General features: G+C 69.4%; 13 protein-coding genes. 6 read left to right on the top strand and 7 right to left on the bottom strand.

All coding sequences use genetic code 11. The annotated features are described in order from the left end of the window. Nucleotides 1-12 precede the first annotated feature (12 nt). The 6 genes from ACWELJ_RS05765 to ACWELJ_RS05740 form a co-directional block, all read right to left on the bottom strand. On the bottom strand, nt 13-1,044 hold the full coding sequence (locus ACWELJ_RS05765) for a sigma-70 family RNA polymerase sigma factor (RefSeq protein ID WP_452365018.1): 1,032 nt from the start codon (nt 1,042-1,044) through the stop codon (nt 13-15). 12 nt (nt 1,045-1,056) lie between these two features. Beyond that, nucleotides 1,057-1,797: an SDR family oxidoreductase gene (locus ACWELJ_RS05760; protein ID WP_452365017.1), complete on the bottom strand. Its 741-nt coding sequence runs from the start codon at nt 1,795-1,797 to the stop codon at nt 1,057-1,059. A gap of 621 nt (nt 1,798-2,418) precedes the next feature. After that, entirely contained in the window at nt 2,419-3,306 is an 888-nt protein-coding gene (locus ACWELJ_RS05755; protein ID WP_452365016.1) for a hypothetical protein, read from the bottom strand. Beyond that, nucleotides 3,303-4,427: an FAD-dependent oxidoreductase gene (locus ACWELJ_RS05750; RefSeq protein ID WP_452365015.1), complete on the bottom strand. Its 1,125-nt coding sequence runs from the start codon at nt 4,425-4,427 to the stop codon at nt 3,303-3,305. The genes ACWELJ_RS05755 and ACWELJ_RS05750 overlap by 4 nt, the downstream gene beginning before the upstream one ends. A 92-nt stretch (nt 4,428-4,519) precedes the next feature. Further along, a complete protein-coding gene (rsmD, locus tag ACWELJ_RS05745) occupies nt 4,520-5,083 on the bottom strand; it encodes a 16S rRNA (guanine(966)-N(2))-methyltransferase RsmD (RefSeq protein ID WP_452365014.1) in 564 nt (187 codons plus the stop codon). Further along, complete coding sequence (locus tag ACWELJ_RS05740; RefSeq protein ID WP_452365013.1) at nt 5,080-8,484, bottom strand: pyruvate carboxylase; 3,405 nt, start codon at nt 8,482-8,484, stop codon at nt 5,080-5,082. The genes rsmD and ACWELJ_RS05740 overlap by 4 nt, the downstream gene beginning before the upstream one ends. Nucleotides 8,485-8,806: 322 nt before the next feature. On the opposite strand from ACWELJ_RS05740, the gene ACWELJ_RS05735 reads away from it, so the two are divergent. The 5 genes from ACWELJ_RS05735 (at nt 8,807) to ACWELJ_RS05715 (ending at nt 14,810) form a co-directional block, all read left to right on the top strand. Next, the gene (locus ACWELJ_RS05735) at nt 8,807-9,994 is read left to right on the top strand and encodes a DUF7373 family lipoprotein (protein ID WP_452365012.1); all 1,188 of its coding nucleotides are present in this window, start codon (nt 8,807-8,809) and stop codon (nt 9,992-9,994) included. Nucleotides 9,995-9,998: 4 nt separating this feature from the next. After that, nucleotides 9,999-11,243, top strand: a complete 1,245-nt coding sequence (locus ACWELJ_RS05730; protein WP_452365011.1) for a DUF7373 family lipoprotein — start codon at nt 9,999-10,001, stop codon at nt 11,241-11,243. A gap of 4 nt (nt 11,244-11,247) precedes the next feature. After that, complete coding sequence (locus ACWELJ_RS05725) at nt 11,248-12,438, top strand: DUF7373 family lipoprotein (RefSeq protein WP_452365010.1); 1,191 nt, start codon at nt 11,248-11,250, stop codon at nt 12,436-12,438. Nucleotides 12,439-12,593: 155 nt separating this feature from the next. Then, a complete protein-coding gene (locus ACWELJ_RS05720) occupies nt 12,594-14,123 on the top strand; it encodes a serine/threonine-protein kinase (protein ID WP_452365009.1) in 1,530 nt (509 codons plus the stop codon). 147 nt (nt 14,124-14,270) lie between these two features. Beyond that, nucleotides 14,271-14,810, top strand: a complete 540-nt coding sequence (locus ACWELJ_RS05715) for a hypothetical protein (RefSeq protein WP_452365008.1) — start codon at nt 14,271-14,273, stop codon at nt 14,808-14,810. A gap of 9 nt (nt 14,811-14,819) precedes the next feature. Here ACWELJ_RS05715 and ACWELJ_RS05710 read toward each other — a convergent pair whose 3' ends face one another. Further along, nucleotides 14,820-15,731 (bottom strand): helix-turn-helix domain-containing protein, encoded by a 912-nt coding sequence (locus tag ACWELJ_RS05710; protein WP_452365007.1) that lies wholly within the window; start codon nt 15,729-15,731, stop codon nt 14,820-14,822. 105 nt (nt 15,732-15,836) lie between these two features. On the opposite strand from ACWELJ_RS05710, the gene ACWELJ_RS05705 reads away from it, so the two are divergent. Further along, entirely contained in the window at nt 15,837-17,051 is a 1,215-nt protein-coding gene (locus tag ACWELJ_RS05705) for a DUF445 domain-containing protein (protein ID WP_452365006.1), read from the top strand. The last annotated feature ends 184 nt before the right edge of the window (nt 17,052-17,235 follow it).

Below are 17,235 nucleotides of genomic sequence, written 5' to 3'. Positions count from 1 at the left end.
CACTGTCCCGATTCAGGTTTCGGCCGCGACCGCGAAGCCGAAGGCCGGGACCAGGCTCGGGTCGTTGAACGCGGTGATGCGGGCGACGCGGGAGCCGATCAGCGTCAGCACCTGGATGCCGTACGCCTCATAACGCCCGGCGTCGGCGCGCTTGTACACGACGAACGCGGGCTGCCCGTTCGCGCGGATCGGGAGCATGCGCCACAGGCCCGGGCTCAGGATGCGGGCGGTGAGGAAGCCCGCCACCGCGTCGCGGCCGGTGAACCAGGTCGGGGTGGGCGGCATTTCCATTTCGACGTCCGCGCGCAGCAGGGCGACCAGAGCGGCGTGGTCGGCACCGGTGAACGCGGTGACGTAGTCGTCGAGCAGGCGGCGTCGCACGAGTTCGTCCGGCTCGGCCAGGTCGGTGGCCACCGGGCCCGCTTGGGCCAGGCGGGATCTGGCGCGGCGCAGGGCGCTGTCGACCGCGGTCGGGGTGGTGTCGAGGATGGCGGCGACTTCCGCGGATCGGAAGGCGAGGACGTCGCGCAGGGTGAGCACGGCGCGCTGGCGGGCGGGCAGCAGTTGCAGGGCCGCGATGACGGCCAGGCGGATGCCCGCACGCCCGGCCACGATGGCGGCCGGATCGTCGAACCCGAATACGGCGTCCGGCGCGGGTTGCAGCCACGGCACCGTGGGCTCGCGGGCGGCGATCGCCACCCGGTGATCGTCCTCGGGCGCGCCCAGCCCCGACGGCAGCGGCCGGCGTGCCCGGCCTTCCAAGGCGGTCAGGCACGCCATGGTGGCGATCTTGTACAGCCAGTGCCGCACCGAGGACCGGCCTTCGAACCCGCCGTAGCCGCGCCAGGCGCGCAGGTAGGTCTCCTGCACCAGGTCCTCGGCGTCCTGCACCGACCCGAGCATGCGGTAGCAGTGCGCGAGCAGCTCGGGGCGGAATCTCTCGGTGAGAGAGCCGAATTCACGTTCGGTAGGGCGTTCGGTCCGGGCTGGTCGTTCGGTCTCGGCGGGCATGTCCGCGACTCCTGGCGGTGCGCTGATGGTCATGGTCGCGCCGCCTCAGCCGATCCGCCGTAGCCCGGCACCGCTCACCAAGTATTCCTCCGCGCTCCCCGGATCTCCGGCAAGTTCGAGCACCGCCTTCCCGACCTGTTCGGGGGTGAGAGCGGGCCCCAGCTCCGCGAGATAGCTTTCGACATCGAGCCCCTGCCGAGCGGCATACCCCGCGACCGCCGCCGCGCCGAGCCCGGTGGCCGGGGTCAACCGGGGCAGCAGACCCACGAACCGAATCCGCAGCCCGGCCCGCTCCGACTCCTCCGCGGCATACGCCCGGATGAACCGAATCGCCGCCTTGGCCCCCGCGTATCCACCGCTCAACGGCGACCCGTTCAACGCGGCCCCACTCGACATGGCGATCACCACGCTGCCCGGCTCCAGGGGTTCCCGCAGCGCGGCCCCGGTCCACTCGAACGCGTGCTTGGTATCGGTCGCCCAGTTCCGGGTGAAGTCCTCCCAGCTCTGCTCGTGTATGGGCGCCAGCGGCGGGGTGGCCCCCGCATTGAGCACCAGCACCTCCGGGCGGAACTCGTGAATCACCCGCCGCGCCACCGCTTCCTCGGTGGCATCGGCGCTGACGGGCACGAACGCCTCCCCGAGCTCGGCCGCCACCTCCCCCAACGCCCGCCCGTCACGAGCCACCCCGACAACCCTCATCCCCGAACCGACGAGCACGGCGGCGATCCCCCGCCCGAACCCCCGGCTCGCACCCGTGACCACCGCCGTCTTCCTCGAATCCGTCATCACACACTCCCAACTCGGTCTGGTCCTGTCAGGTATTCAGACCAGCGGGAGGCGAAGAATCCGTCGGGTGCGGCCGAAATTCGGCGAGGTCGGCCGACGGTCAGGACTGACGCGCGGGGAGGTCGTCGGGGCGGTGCGCGGGATTGGTTATCGCGGGTCTGGGGTCTGAGGATTCGGTGCGTCCCGCGCTCGACGCTTCGTAGTCCGGAGTGCTCTCGCGCGCTCGGCGGCGCCGGGATTCGGAATTCACGGCCAGGATCGCGATGAGCCCCACGATGGCCAGACCTATGCAGAACACGATCGCCATGTGCATTCAATCAGGATGACCTGCACCGACGTGAACAGGAAGCCCACACGCCGGGCCGCATTTCCGGCGTACAAGGTCCCCGCGGGCGGCTATTCCCTCGGGATCAGACTCGACTGCATCGACCTGCCGTTCCATGTCGTCGCCACTCAGACGGGTACGAACGGCACGATCATCAGCCAGAAGTCGGCCGATTACGCGCCCCGCACCTCGCCGGCTTCCAGCCCCTTCTCCGGCAGCGCCTCCCTCTTCCGGTGTGGAAAGCACAGTCGGGTGCACGCGGTCGGCGGCCCAGTTCCGGTAGGCCGCCACCAGGTTCAGGAGCCGCGGAGCGGGAGGTCGTCGAGGTGGATGCGGTTCTGGAGGAAGCCGGTGAGCCAGACGTCGTCGAGGGTGGGGTTGTGCTCGGCGTCGATCATTCCGGGTTCGGTGTCGGGGATGACGGGACGTTCGCTCATGATGGCGCGGCCGAGCAGGTGGGAGCCGTCCCAGGTCTGGCGGATGCCGAAGCCGGCGTGGATATCGCGGAAGGTCTGCATGTGCGGGAAGATCTCCGAGCAGCTCGGCTCGGTGCCGTCGGCGCGGGTGAAGTTGATGAGCATACGGTTGGTGCGCATACCGACCTCGGCATTGTAGACGTGCCCGACACGTGCGAGATCGACGAGGACGATCGGCGTCGTGATCGTCGCGGGGCTCGTGCACGCGTCCAGCGGGAAGATCGAATACAGCCAGCGCAGCTCCCGCCCGGCCTGGGTCACGTGATAGTGGTGCCAGGTCTTTCGGAGCGGAGCGAGCTGTAGTTCATCGGAAACCAGCCTCGCCGAGAGGGATCCGGCGAGGGTGTCGCCGATCCCATCGCCGATATCGGTCAGCCGCATGATCGCGGCCGCCATGACCCGCGAGTTCTCGGCGACCACATCGGACATGATGCGAGACACCGCGCTGAGGCCTCGGTTGACGTTGGTGCGGGAGAACAGATCCTGCATCGACGAGCCGACGATGCCGCCACCCACGGCGGTCAGCGCCCCGGCGATGATGGTGTCGACCGGCGCGAGGGTCCTGCCGCCCGAACTCGAGATGATGCCCCACATCGAACCCAGGACGGTGACCAGGATTCCGATGATCAGCGTGACTTTGGCGGCGGTGTTGCTGCTCACCGGCAGCTCCGGCGGCGTCGGCGGCGTCGGCGGCGGCGGGGTGGTCATGGCTGCGCCTCGGTGGAGATGGCGGGCAGTTGGAATCGGGGTACCGGCGCCACGTCGGTGCAGGCGAGCTGTGCGGCCAGATGGCCGCTGGTGATGGCGAATTTGAAGCCGTGCCCGGAGCAGGCGCTCAGCAGTACCGCCGACGCACCCGGCAGGCGGTCGATCACGAAATCCTTTGCCGCGGTGTTCGTGTAGTGGCAGGTGCGGACTTCGCGCAGAGTGAGTTGCCGGGCGTTCCGGGCCAGCCGTTCCCGCAGATACTCGAGTTGCTCCTCGGCCGACGTCTTCAGTTCCGCGTCCTCGATCGGCTGGTCGGCATCCACGATGGTCGCGGGTTCGTGAACGCCCATGATCTGTAAGCCGTCGCCCGCGTTGACCATCCCGTACCACTCGTCCGCCGTGACGTCCATCCAGCTGCAGCCACGCCCGCCCGCGACGGGCTCGGTCGAGTCGCAAACGATCTGGTACTGGCGGGTGATGGTGAGATGCTCGACCGCGGCCGGTGCGAATCGCCCGAATTGCCCACCGGCGGCGATAATTACGCGATCCACGCGCACCGGCCCGTCCGATGTCACCACCGTGACGGAGCCGCCCGTATCGTCGATCGCCGAGACGGCGGTGTTCTCTCGAAGGGTCGCACCGAGCGCACTGACTCGGGCCGCGAGCGCGTGCAGCACCGATGCCGGGGTCATCATCCCAGCATTGCGTTCGTAGACCCCGATCTCCCCGGCCCGCAGATGTAGGCCGGTTCGCGCGGCCGAATCACCGCCGGTGAGGATTTCACAGTCCTGACCCGCTCGTTCGAGTGATGCGATGACCGCGTCGGTCCCCGTTCCCCCGCCGATCCCGAAATGCAGCATGCCGCACAGGTTGATCAGCGACGTTCCGGTGTCCTGTTCGAGCCGCTCCCAGCGTGGCCGAGTGTCGCGCATCAGCTCGGCGTAGAAGGGGTCCGTGTATCCGAACCTGATGATCTTCGACCGTCCCGCGGAGGCCGCCGAGTCCGCGCCGATGGTGAACCGGTCGAATCCGATGACCGACCATCCGAATTCGGCCGCCGCCAGGCAGGCGGACAGACCCGCGGCGCCCAGTCCGATGACGGCTACGCGTCCTTTGTGCACCACACGAACCCCCTGATCGCGATCGCTCACCCCGAGGCGATTCTATCGACCACGGCCGCGGCGCGCCCGCGAAAACAGCGAAACCCCTTGTGTCAGTTGGTTTCGGTGTATTCGGCGAAGTCGAGGCGGGTCTCGCCGTAGGTGCGGGACTTCAGGGGTGCGAAGCCGTCGGGCCAGACGACTTCCGGTGAGCGGGTGGAGCGTTCGACGACGATGAGGGCGTCGTCGTGTAACCACCCGTTCGAGGCCAGGGCGCGCAGGTCGGATTGCACGTCGGCGACGTCGAGGTCGTAGGGCGGGTCGGAGAAGACCAGGTCGTAGCGTTCGGGGGCGGGGCCGGAGAGGACGGAGGCGACGCTGTGCTGGCGGAGGTCGGCGCCGGGGAGGCCGAGGTCGCCGATATTGCCGCGGATGATGGTGGCGGCTTTGCGGTCCGCTTCGATCAGCAGGGCGTGGGAGGCGCCGCGGGACAGGGCTTCCAGGGCCAGCGCGCCCGAGCCCGCGTAGAGGTCGAGGACGTGCAGGCCGTCGAAATCCATGCGGGCGTGCAGGAAGCTGAACAGTGCTTCGCGCACGCGGTCGGAGGTGGGGCGGGTGCCCGCCGGGGGGACGCGCAGGCGTCGGCCCCCGGCGGTACCGGCCACGATGCGGGTCATTCGGCGGCGGTCTCGTTGAGGTTCACGTCGACGAGCAGGTCGCCGCCCTCCACCTGCTGGACCTTGGCGATGGCGACGCGGCGCACCACGCCGCCGCGCGGGGCGGTGATGGCGGCTTCCATCTTCATGGCCTCGATGGTGCCGATGGTGTCGCCCGCGGACACCGAATCGCCTTCGGAGACAGCCAGTGTCACCACACCGGCGAACGGGGCGGCGATGTGACCGGCATTGTTCCGGTCGGCCTTCTCCGCCGCCGGGACCTCGCTGGCGATGGAGCGGTCGCGCACCTGGATGGGGCGCAGCTGCCCGTTCAAGATGCACATGACCGAGCGCATGCCGCGCTCGTCGGGCTCGGAGATGGCTTCCAGGCCGATGAGCAGGGTGACGCCCTTGTCCAGCTGGACGTGGTGTTCCTCGTCGTGGCGCAGGCCGTAGAAGAACTGGTTGGCCGAGAGCCCGGTGGTGTCGCCGTACTTCTCGCGGTGGGCGATGAATTCGGCGGTGGGTCCGGGGAACAGCAGCCGGTTGAGGGTGGCGCGACGTTCGGCTGAGGTGCCGGCCAGCCCGGCCTCGTCGGCGGCGGTGAGCTGGGTTTCCGGCTTGGCGGGACCGCGGCCCTCGAGGGCGCGGCTGCGGAACGGCTCGGGCCAGCCGCCCGCGGGGGTGCCGAGTTCGCCACGCAGGAAACCGATCACGGAGTCCGGGATGTCGTAGCGGGCGGGGTCTGCGGCGAAGTCGTCGACGTCGACGCCGCTGCCGACCAGCGCCAGCGCCAGGTCGCCGACCACCTTGGAGGACGGGGTGACCTTGACCAGCCGGCCCAGCATCCGGTCCGCCGCGGCGTATTTCGCCTCGACCTCCTCGAACTGGTCGCCCAGGCCCAGCGCGATGGCCTGCTGGCGCAGGTTCGACAGCTGGCCGCCGGGGATCTCGTGGTGGTAGACGCGGCCGGTCGGGCCCGGCAGCCCGGACTCGAAGGGCGCGTACACCTTTCGCAGCGCTTCCCAGTACGGCTCGAGGTCGCACACGTTCTGCAGGTTCAGCCCGGTGTCGTACGGCGAGTTGGCGGCCGCGGCGACGATGGCCGAGAGCGCGGGCTGCGAGGTGGTGCCCGCCATGGGCGCGGACGCGCCGTCCACGGCGTCGGCCCCGGCCTGCCAGGCGGCGAGGTAGGTGGCCAGCTGGCCGCCGGGGGTGTCGTGGGTGTGCACGTGCACCGGCAGGTCGAACTCCCGCCGCAGCGCGGTGACCAGGGTGGACGCGGCGGGCGCGCGCAGCAGGCCGGCCATGTCCTTGATGCCGATGACGTGCGCCCCGGCCTCGACGATCTGCTCGGCGAGCTTGAGGTAGTAGTCGAGGGTGTAGAGGTCCTCGTTCGGGTTGGACAGGTCGCCGGTGTAGGACAGCGCGACTTCGGCCAGGGCCGTGCCGGTTTCGCGGACGGCGTCGATGGCCGGGCGCATCTGGTCGACATTGTTGAGCGCGTCGAAGATGCGGAAGATGTCGATGCCGGTGGCGGTGGCCTCGGAAACGAAAGCGCGCGTGACCTTTTCGGGGTACGGCGTGTAGCCGACGGTGTTGCGGCCGCGCAGCAGCATCTGCAGGTTGATGTTCGGCACGGCCTCGCGCAGCGCGGCGAGGCGCTCCCACGGGTCCTCGTAGAGGAAGCGCAGCGCCACATCGTAGGTCGCGCCGCCCCAGCATTCGATGGACAGCAGTTCCGGCGTCATGCGCGCCACGTGCCCGGCGACGTCGAGCAGGCCGTTGGTGCGCACCCGGGTGGCGAGCAGCGACTGGTGCGCGTCACGGAAGGTGGTGTCGGTGACGGCCACGCCTTCCCGGTTGCGCAGCCACTGCGAGAAGCCCTCGGGGCCGAGCTCGAGCAGCCGCTGCCGCGAGCCGGCGGGCGGCGGCACGGTCAGGTCGAGGGCGGGCAGCTTGTCGTGCGGGTACACCTTGGTCGGCCGTGAGCCGTGCGGCTTGTTCACGGTGATGTCGGCCAGGTAGTTGAGGATCTTGGTGCCGCGGTCGGCCGAGCTCTTCAGGGTGAGCAGCTGCGGCCGCTCGTCGATGAACGAGGTGGTGACCTTGCCCGCCCGGAAGTCCGGGTCGTCGAGCACCGCCATCAGGAACGGGATATTGGTCGTCACGCCGCGGATGCGGAACTCGGCGACCGCGCGCCGCGCCCGGGCCACCGCGGCGCCGAAGTCGCGGCCGCGGCAGGTGAGCTTGACCAGCATGGAGTCGAAGTAGGCTCCGACCTCCGCGCCGACGTTCGCGCCGCCGTCGAGGCGCACGCCCGCGCCGCCCGGGGAACGGTAGCCGGTGATGCGGCCGGTGTCGGGGCGGAAACCGTTGGCCGGGTCCTCGGTGGTGATGCGGCATTGCAGGGCCGCGCCGCGGATCTGGATCGAGTCCTGGCTCAGGCCCAGATCGGCGAGGCTCTCCCCCGCCGCGATGCGCAGCTGCGACTGCACCAGGTCGACGTCGGTGATCTCCTCGGTCACCGTGTGCTCGACCTGGATGCGCGGGTTCATCTCGATGAACACGTGGTTGCCGCGCTCGTCGAGCAGGAACTCCACGGTGCCCGCGCAGGAGTAGCCGATCTGCTCGGCGAAGGCCACGGCGTCGGCGCAAATGCGGTCGCGCAGTGCGGGATCCAGATTCGGGGCGGGCGCGAGCTCGATCACCTTCTGGTGGCGGCGCTGCAGCGAGCAGTCGCGCTCGTAGAGGTGGATGACATTGCCGTGCTGGTCGGCGAGGATCTGCACCTCGATGTGGCGGGGATTGACCACCGCCTGCTCGAGGAACACGGTGGCGTCGCCGAAGGCGGATTCGGCCTCGCGCGCGGCGGCCTCGATGGACTCGCGCAGCTGGGCCGGGTCGGCGACGCGGCGCATCCCGCGCCCGCCGCCACCGGCGACGGCCTTCACGAACAGCGGGAACTCCATCGACTCCGCGGCCGTCATCAGCGCTTCCACATCGGCGGACGGCTCGCTGGAGGACAGCACCGGCAGTCCGGCGGCCTTGGCCGCGGCGATGGCGCGGGCCTTGTTGCCGGTCAGCTCCAGCACCGAGGCGGCCGGGCCGATGAAGGTGATGCCTTCGCGGGCGCAGGCGGCGGCCAGGTCCGGGTTCTCCGACAGGAAGCCGTAGCCGGGGTAGATGGCGTCCGCGCCCGCGCTCTTGGCGGCCTCGATGATGCCCTCGACCGACAGGTACGCGCGCACGGGGTGGCCGGGCTCACCGATCTGGTACGCCTCATCGGCCTTGAGCCGGTGCACGGAGTTGCGGTCCTCGTACGGAAAGACCGCGACGGTACCGATGCCGAGTTCGTAGGCCGCGCGGAAGGCGCGAATGGCGATCTCGCCGCGGTTGGCGACCAGGACTTTGGAGAACATGGGTAGAAGGTACCTGCCCCGGGATACGGATCGGGCATCGAAGTCCCGTTCGGTGCAATCTTCACAGACGGGACCGCCCGGTTGCGAATTTGTGTTAATCACCGCGATACATGCCTGCCGGTGAGGGTTACGCGCCTCCGACCACGGAATTCGCCGCCGTGCTAACGGAGACCGCTCCGGAAGCGGCCGGGCCGGGCGCGCGGACCGAGACGTCGCGGTGCCCGGATCGCCGCGCGATCGTGTCCGAGACCACACCCGGCGCGCCCGAAGGTGCGCGAGAAGTCTTGAGCGACGGTAAAATCCGCCTCGGGAGGAGGGGACGGTGAGACTGTTCGCGGCGTTGATGGGCCTCACGATCGTGCTCGCGGCCGGAACCGGCTGCGCGACCAGCGTTCCCGGCCACCCGGTGCGCCAGCCCACCGATCCGGCGAGCCTGGAGGTCGGCAACTACCAGACCACGCCGCGCACAGTGGGAAATGCCAAGACCGGCAAGCAATCCCGGATCCGGGAGTCGCAGCGGCTGTCGGACTATGTGGCGCTGCCGTTCGAGGCCGACCACGACTACGCCTACGAGTGTTCCAACAACATCCGCCCGCACCTGGTCACCAACCACAAGGGTCTGGGCGACATCGTCATCAACGACACCTTCGACGAGGTCGCGCACGATCTGCGCGGCGGCTGGGTGACCACCTGGTGCACCGGCGCGGCCACCGAGGAGAAGCACCGCCGGCTCAGCATCGCGGTGCTGGAGCTGCCGGACGCCGGGCGCGCGGCGGCGGTGGGGCCGGTGCTCGAGCACGACGACTTCACCTACAACAACGGCAATCAGCCGGTGACGCTGACCAAATACGCTGCGAGCAAGGCGCATTGGCGGCCGACTGTGGCGTCGCTGGGTTCGTGGACGGTGCACGACCGCTACGTCGTGTACCTCAAGCTGGTGGACGAGCTGGCCGCCGCGCCGGATCTGGCGGATCTGACCGCCCGCACCGAACGCATGCTCGACGTGGCATTGCCGCTGCTCGACAAGTTCCAGCCGACGCCGGTCGAGCAGTTCGAGCACATTCCACTCGACCCCGACGGCATTCTCGGCCGCACCCTGCCGACGAATCCCGAACTGCCGCTGCGCCCGGACCCGGACGGGGTGTACACCGGTCGCGGCTCGCTGCAGAGCCTCGACAGCGCGGACCTGGAGTTCCTCACCATCGGCGATGTCGACCTGGTCGGCTACGGCGACGCGCTGGTGTTCCACAGCCGCACCGGCGCGGCCGCACGTGCGCTGTGGGACAAGTGGAATCCGGCCAAGGAACCCTCCGACAAGCATCGGGCCGTCGATCCGCCGCCGCGTTTCCCCGGGGAGGTCGGCTGCTTCGCGGATCTGGAGAACGGGCGGGTCATGTTCCACCAGTGCACCTTCCACGTGGACAAGTACAACGTGCAGGTCGGCGCGTCCAACCTGGCCGAGCTGTATCAGAAGACGGCCGCACAGTACGTGCTGTTGACGAGCGGGTGACCGGATGAGACGACTGCGGACAGTGGCGCTGGCGGCGGCGGCCGTGGCGGTCCTCGGCGCGGGGTACGCGGTGGGGTCGTGGCCGGTCGCGGGGCACGCGGTGCCCGGTATGACCGCGGCCGATCTGCCGACACTGAAGGTCGGGCCCTACCCGTCCGCCCCGGCGGAGTTCACGCCGTTCTACGGCACCGCCGCCGACGCCTACGCGATCGAATCGCGGCGCATGATGACGTATCTGGCCGGGCCCGACCGCATCGATCCCGACGTCCGCTATCTGGGCGGGGCCCGGCTGCTGAGCAGCTCCGGCGGCGACTTCGACGACGACAACGGGCCGTTCCCGAAGAACTGGCAGCCGGTCGCGGAACGTCACCGGCTCATCGCGGGGGCCTACGTCTCCCGCAACAACGACAGTGTGCGGGCGCGCAAGCACATCATCCTGGCGATCCAGCGCTTCCCGACCGAACAGGCCGCCCGCGCGGCCGTCGACGGGTACTGGGAGGCCTTGAACGCCCCCGGGCGGCATCAGATTCCGATCGACACCGCCGATCTGCCGGCCGACACCCACGACAGCGTGCGCGCTTCCTCCCGCACCGACGAGAAGGGCGAGCTGGTCGCGGCGCGCGGCGTGTACGTGATCATCGGCCACGCCGTGATCCCGCAGAACGATCCGGCGGCGCTCGGCACCCGCCTGCGGGAGATGTTGCGCGCCCAGCTCACCGCGATGGCCGAGCTGAAACCCACCCCGCTCGAGGATCTTCCGGACCTCCCCACCAATCCGGACAAGATCTTGGATCTCACCCTGCCGAATCAATACGACATCTCCGACGCCGACCAGTCGGGGGGCCGCGGGCAGGGCGGGATCTACACGCCCGCGGGCGCACTGCATTTCGAGCGCGACACCGCGGTGGCGCGGCCCGCGTTCGAGGCGGCCGGGGTGGATCTGGTCGCGCGCAACGGGGCCACCGTGTACCGCACCCGGGATCTGCGAGCGGCCTTCGGTCTACAGGCCGCGCTGACCCGGCTGGGCCGCGACGACGACGAGGTCCCGAACCCGGCGGGCATCACCGACGCGCACTGCGTGCGGCTCGACGAACCCGAGCCGATCCGCGACGCCACCTATCTGTGCGCGGTGGTCTACGGCCGGTATGTGGCGGTGATCGGGGCGCAGGCCCGGTTCAGCGGCGGTGCGCCCGCCTCGTTCGAGCAGCGGGTGTCGGCGCAGTATTCGATGCTGGCCAGGAGCGGATAGCGAGATGAGGATCGCACGATCGAGGACCCGGTTGCTGGCGCTCACGGCGGCGGCCGTGCTGGCCGGTGGCTGCGGGTCCGGCCCGTCCGACCCGGCCGCGCCCGCCTCCCCCGCCGCGACCGTCGATGTGTCGCAATTGGATCCGGGGAACTATCCGGTGGTGCCGCGGCAGATCACCAGCATGAAGCCCGATATCTCGGTCGGGGACGTGGTGCAGGAGGCGATTCGGCTGGCCGAGCATGTCCCGCTGCCCCTGGAGATCGACGACCGGCTGGGATACGGGTCCGCCGGACGGGCGATCACCGCGGACTACCCGCCGATGGGGGTCGACGGGTTCAACGATCGCGCGCCGGGACTGGTCGCGGGCTGGCAGACCGGCGGGCGGCATCGGTCCGACGTCTCGCTCGGACTGAGCGTGCATCTCACCGTGCTGCGGTTCGGCAAGCCCGCGCAGGCCGCGACGGCCGCGGATTTCCTGGCGGCGCAGACGAATCCGGAGTACCCGGACAAGGGACCGGTGCAGATCCCCGGCTATCCCACCGCCCGGGCCGTGCTCACCTCCCTCGAAACAGTGCGGGCCCTCTACCCCAAGGACGAGTTCCTCTACTGGCTGCACATCGAGGACGACCTGACCGTTCCCGACGGTCCCGCTTTCCTGATCGACGTGGCGAAACGCATGCTGGACAAGGCGATCGAGTCGGTGCGGGACTATCGCCCCACCCCGCCCGACCAGCTGGCGGGCCTGCTCGGCGATCCCGACGATCTGCTCAGCCGCGTACTGCCCGCGGGCAAGGGCCAGGTCCGGTCGACCGAGGGACTGTACGGCCCGCACGCCGCCCTCACCCTCGACGATCGGCCCGCCGCCTCCCGCAAGGCCTACGCCGACGCCGGAATCGATCTGATGGCCAGTTCGCTCAGCAATATCTACCGGACGAAGGACGACGCGGCCGCCCAGCGCTTCATCGCCACCTTCGCCGACGAACTGCTCGACCGGTACAAGCCCGTCGACCCGCCGCCCGGCCTGGCGACGGCCCGCTGCCTGCAGTTGAAGGACGTGAAGAACGCCATCGGCGCGAAGTTCATGTGCTACCTGCCCTTCCGGCGCTACGTGGCCGAGGTGTACGCCGACCAGTCCCAGGATCTGCGTCAGCGGCTTTCGGCGCAGTATCAGCTGCTCGCCTATGGCCATATCTGATACTCGGCCGGGTCCGGCGATCGTTGCTACATTCCAAGGGCCTGAACAAGGGCGACAACCGATCTCGCGAGGTTCGGCACCCGGCCGCCGGCACGGATACGACACCGGCAGCGAGCTATCAGCGGGCCGCTGCAGGCTCGGAGAGGCGGAGAAGCATGCCGTTGCGGCCCGGCACCGTGGTGGGCGGCCACCGGATCATCCGGGTGCTGGGCAGTGGCGGGATGGGGACCGTCTATCTGGTGCAGGATCCCATGTTCCCGGGGCGGCTGGACGCGCTGAAGGTGCTCAGCAACGATCTGTCGCACGACGAGGTGTACCGGGCGCGATTCGCGCGCGAGGCGAATCTCGCGGCGGAGCTGGATCATCCGAACATCGTCACGGTGTACGCGCGCGGGGAGGAGGACGGGCGGCTGTGGATCGCCATGCAGTACATCCCCGGGACCGACGCGTCCGTGGAGTTGAAGCAGCACCCCGAGGGGATGACGCCGCTGCGGGCGCTGCGCATCGTCACCGAGGTGGGCAAGGCCCTCGACTACGCGCACCGGCGCGGGCTGCTGCACCGGGATGTGAAGCCCGCCAACTTCCTGCTCTCGCGCGACGAGGACGCGCATCCGGGTGAGGAACGGGTGCTGCTCACCGATTTCGGTGTCGCCAAGTCGGTGACCGACGGCCGGGAACTCACCGCCACCGACGCCATGATGGCCACCCTCGCCTACGCCGCCCCCGAACGGCTGGTCGCCGGGCCGCTGGATCATCGGGGCGATATCTACAGTCTCGGCTGCGCTTTCGTGAAACTGCTCACCGGGCGCACGCCGTTCCCGGGGAACTCCATCGCCCAGGCCACACTCGGGCATCTCCAGGATCCGCCGCCCGCGCTGGCCACGCTGCGCGCCGATCTGCCGCCGACGCTGGACGCGGTGATCGCGAAGGTGCTGGCCAAGGATCCCGACCACCGCTACGCCACCTGCCGCGACTTCACCGATGACGCCGCCCTCGCCCTGCAGGGCCGGATGCCCTCCGCGCCGCCGATCGTCGAGGCCGAGCGGCCGACCGAGCGGATCACCCGGCCGCAGCCGATCCATTCCGGTAACCCGCCGAGTCGGTCCGCCCGTGGATCCCGTACCGCCCGGTGGCGCGCCCTCGCGGTGGCGGCGGCCGTCGCGCTGCTGGGTGTTTCCGGCACCGCGGTCTACCTGGCCGCCCATCGGGATTCCGGTGGCGACACCGTCGCCCAGACCACCTCCACGCCCTCCGATTCCCCGGCCCAGGTCCGCGCCGCGCACCCGTCGTTCCTCAACAAGACGGTGGCCGCCTACAACCTCGGCGACAGCTCCCTGTCGGTCGACCTGGACTCCAGCGAGCAGGCGAAGTTCCTGCAGGACATCGGCTTCCGCTACGCCACCGACTTCCGCGCCAAACCCGAGGAGACCTCCCCGCGCCCGTTGTCCGCGTCCGGTGAGACGGTCCCCGACGTCGACCTGGTCATCGTGGTGCGCACCGACAAGCAGGCGGGCAATGGCGGTCTGCGCGGCCTGCCGAGCTCGTTCCTGTCGTCCAACCTCACCCATGCCCGCCTGGTCATCGTCGACGACCCGGCCACCGCACAGGCCTTCCAGACCTGGACCCCGACCTCCGCGGAGGTCGCGATCCAGAAGATCGTCCCCGCGATCGCGAAGGTGCTGTGAGCGGCCCCTCCGATATAGCCTCCGGAACTTACTGCGCGCCAGCGTGATCCACGTCTCGGGTGATCATGGGCGGGGTGGCGCAAGTGTGCCACTCCGGTTGGCGCGCCACCGCGGTCTTGTTACGCTCCGCCCGAAAAGGAGGTCGTGGTGTTCGGAAGACGGTGGGGGATCCTCCGATGCCTCCTGCTCGCGGCCGCGTTCCTCCTCACCGCCTGCGGTTCGCCCGCCGCCTCCCAATCCGACCCCGGCTCAACCCCTTCCGCGCACACCAACAAAGACGTGTGCACCCGCATGCTGGACTTCTTCCACACCACCCTCGGCGTCCCCGAGGCCCAGGTCGCCGAACTCAGCCAGGGCACCATCAACGCCACCATCGGCATGACCGGCTCCTGCTACCTCAATCTCAAGCCCCGGGCCCCCTACGTCGCCTGGCTGACCCTCCGCAATATGCGCAAACCAGACCACACCGACCCCGAAGGCGGCCGCTATCACCGCCTCGACGGCTTCGACGAAGAGGTCTGGCGCTCCGCCGACGACTCCTTCCTCACCCGAATCGGCACCTGGGAAGGCATGATCGCGATCGACGACAAGGTCGCGTCCACCAGCTCGGTCCCCCTGAAGATGACCGACGCCAAGGTCCGCGACACCATCACCTTCCTCATCGCCACCACCCGCGAACTCCAATAGCGGCGGGAGTCAGTTCGGGAAGCGGTGGGTTCGGGAGGGGATGGATTCCAGGCCGTCGCCGATGCGGCGGGCGGCAGCGGAGAGTTCGGCCAGGTAGTGGCGGCGTTCGGAGCGGGTGACGTCGGGGCGGAGGGGGCCGATCTGGAGTTCCATGACGGCGTGGCCGCTGTCGTCGAAAACCGGGGCGCTCATGTAGCTGAGCGGGAGGGTGGCCTCGGAGTCGAAGGTGGGCTGGTCGTAGGCGCTGCCGCCGAAGGTGGCCAGCTGGGCCAGGACTCGGCCGCGGAGGTCTTTGTCACCGGGGTGTTCGGCCAGGTGGGTGGCTACGTCGGAGAGGACTCGGAGGCCGGGCAGGCTGTCGGGTTCCAGGCGCCAGGCGCAGTAGCCGGCGGTGCGGAGGGTGTCGAGGACGGCGCGATATTCGTCACGTCGTTCGGTGCCGCGGGTGTCGAGCCAATCGCGTTGGCGGGCCTTGCCGGTGTAGGCGATGATCGCCGCGCCGGCGGGGGCCAGCAGCGGGATGCGGACGCCGGATTCCATGCCGATGGTGAGGCGGTCGCGGGTGACGGCGACGAATTTGAGGTGGCCGCCGGACAGGGCGGTGAGGGCGGCGCCGCAGTTGACGCGATCCGCCAGTTCCTCCAATTCGCGCTCCAACCAGGCACGATCGTGGCGGCCCGCGGCGGCGCGGGCGCCGATGGCGGCGAGGCGTCCGCCCAGTTCGTAGCTCAGGTTCGGGAGCCGGCGGACCCAGCCCCGTTCGGCCAGGGCGGCGAGGATGGAGCCCGCGGTGGAGCGGTTCAGGCCGAGGGAGTCGGCGATCTCGGCGGCGGTGAGCGAGTCGCGTTGGGCGGCGAGCAGTTCCACGATGGCCACCACGCGCTGAGTGGGGGGCGAACTCTCGGTCTTGCCTGTGGGCACCACGGTCTCCTAGCCTGAGCCGCGACAAATAGCCGTACGGCTGGGTACGAATAGTCGCATCGAGGAGCGGGACATGGCAACCAGGGCACAGGGGCCGAGCGGGTCGTGATCGCGGATTTCGCCGACCACTGGCTGCTGTACTGCTCCATCCCGCTCGTCGCGGCGCTCATCGGCTGGGCGACCAAGATCGTCGCCGTGCAGATGCTCATGAAGCCGCTCGAGTTCAAGGGCATCCCGCCCTGGCTGGGCTGGCAGGGCGTGATCCCCCGCTCCGCGCCGCGCATGGCCACCGTCGCGGTGGATCTGATGTTCGGCAAGCTGATCGACCCGCAGGACATCATCGCCCGCATCGACGTCGGCGAACTCACCACGCGCCTGCGCGAACCCCTCGACGCGGGCGTCGACCACATGGTGCGCGCCATGATGATGAAGCACGAGCCGCGGCTGTGGGTGAACATGCCCGAGGCCGCACAGCGCGCCATCATCGAACGCGCGCAACGGGATCTGCCGCAACTGATCGAGGACATCGTCGTCGACCTGCGCACCAATCTCGACCAGGTGATGGACCTGCGCGGCATGGCCATCAGCGCCCTGGTCGAGGACAAGGCGCTGCTGGTGGAGATGGTGCGCCGGGTCGGCAACAACGAGCTGCGCTTCATCGTGCGCTCGGGGTTGATCTTCGGCACCGTGCTGGGCTTCGTGCAGATGTTCACCTGGTCGCTGACCCACAACCCGCTGCTCATGCCCGCGTTCGGCGGTTTCACCGGTCTGCTCACCGACTGGCTGGCGCTGCAGATGATCTTCCGCCCGATCCGTCCGGTCGGTATTGGCCCATTCAAGTGGCAGGGCCTGTTCCACAAGCGCCGCGAGCAGGTCTGCACCGACTACGGCGACCTGATCGCCACCGAGATCCTCACCCCCGCACGCATTCTCGAGGCCGTCCTGCACGGCGAACGCGCCGACCGGCTGACCTCCCTGCTGAGCCGCCACGTCAGCGAGTTCCTGGAACTGCAGACCGGACCGGCCCGCCCGCTGGTGATGATGGTCGCGGGCGACAGCTACACCGCCATCGAACGCGACGCGGTCACCTTCGTCCTCGACCACATCAAGGCCGCCGCCCACTCCGGCTTCGACCAGCACGCCATCGAGGCCCTCGATGTCCGCAGTCTGGTCATCGAGAAGACCAAGCAGTTGTCCGACGACGAGTACGAAGGCCTGCTGCGCCCCGCCTTCAAACAGGACGAATGGAAGCTGGTCGCGATCGGCGCGGTGCTCGGGTTCCTGGTCGGCGAACTCCAGGTTCACCTGATTCTGGGGTGAGCCCGCCGATTTCGGGGCATATTCCGACCGCCGTTCCACCCCGTCGGCGTGGCGTTGGTCGTACGATGGGCACTCGCGCGTAAAACCGCCGGTAGTCTCGAATTCGCATGCTACGCATGCTGGTCGACATGGTGAACTACCACGCAGCATCCGCGAAATCACCGCGAGTCTCCTCAAATTGCGA

The sequence above is a fragment of the Nocardia sp. NPDC004582 genome, from assembly GCF_053602115.1.
The sequence above is the reverse complement of the archived record's forward strand: the minus strand, read 5'-3'. Positions and strand labels throughout refer to the sequence as shown.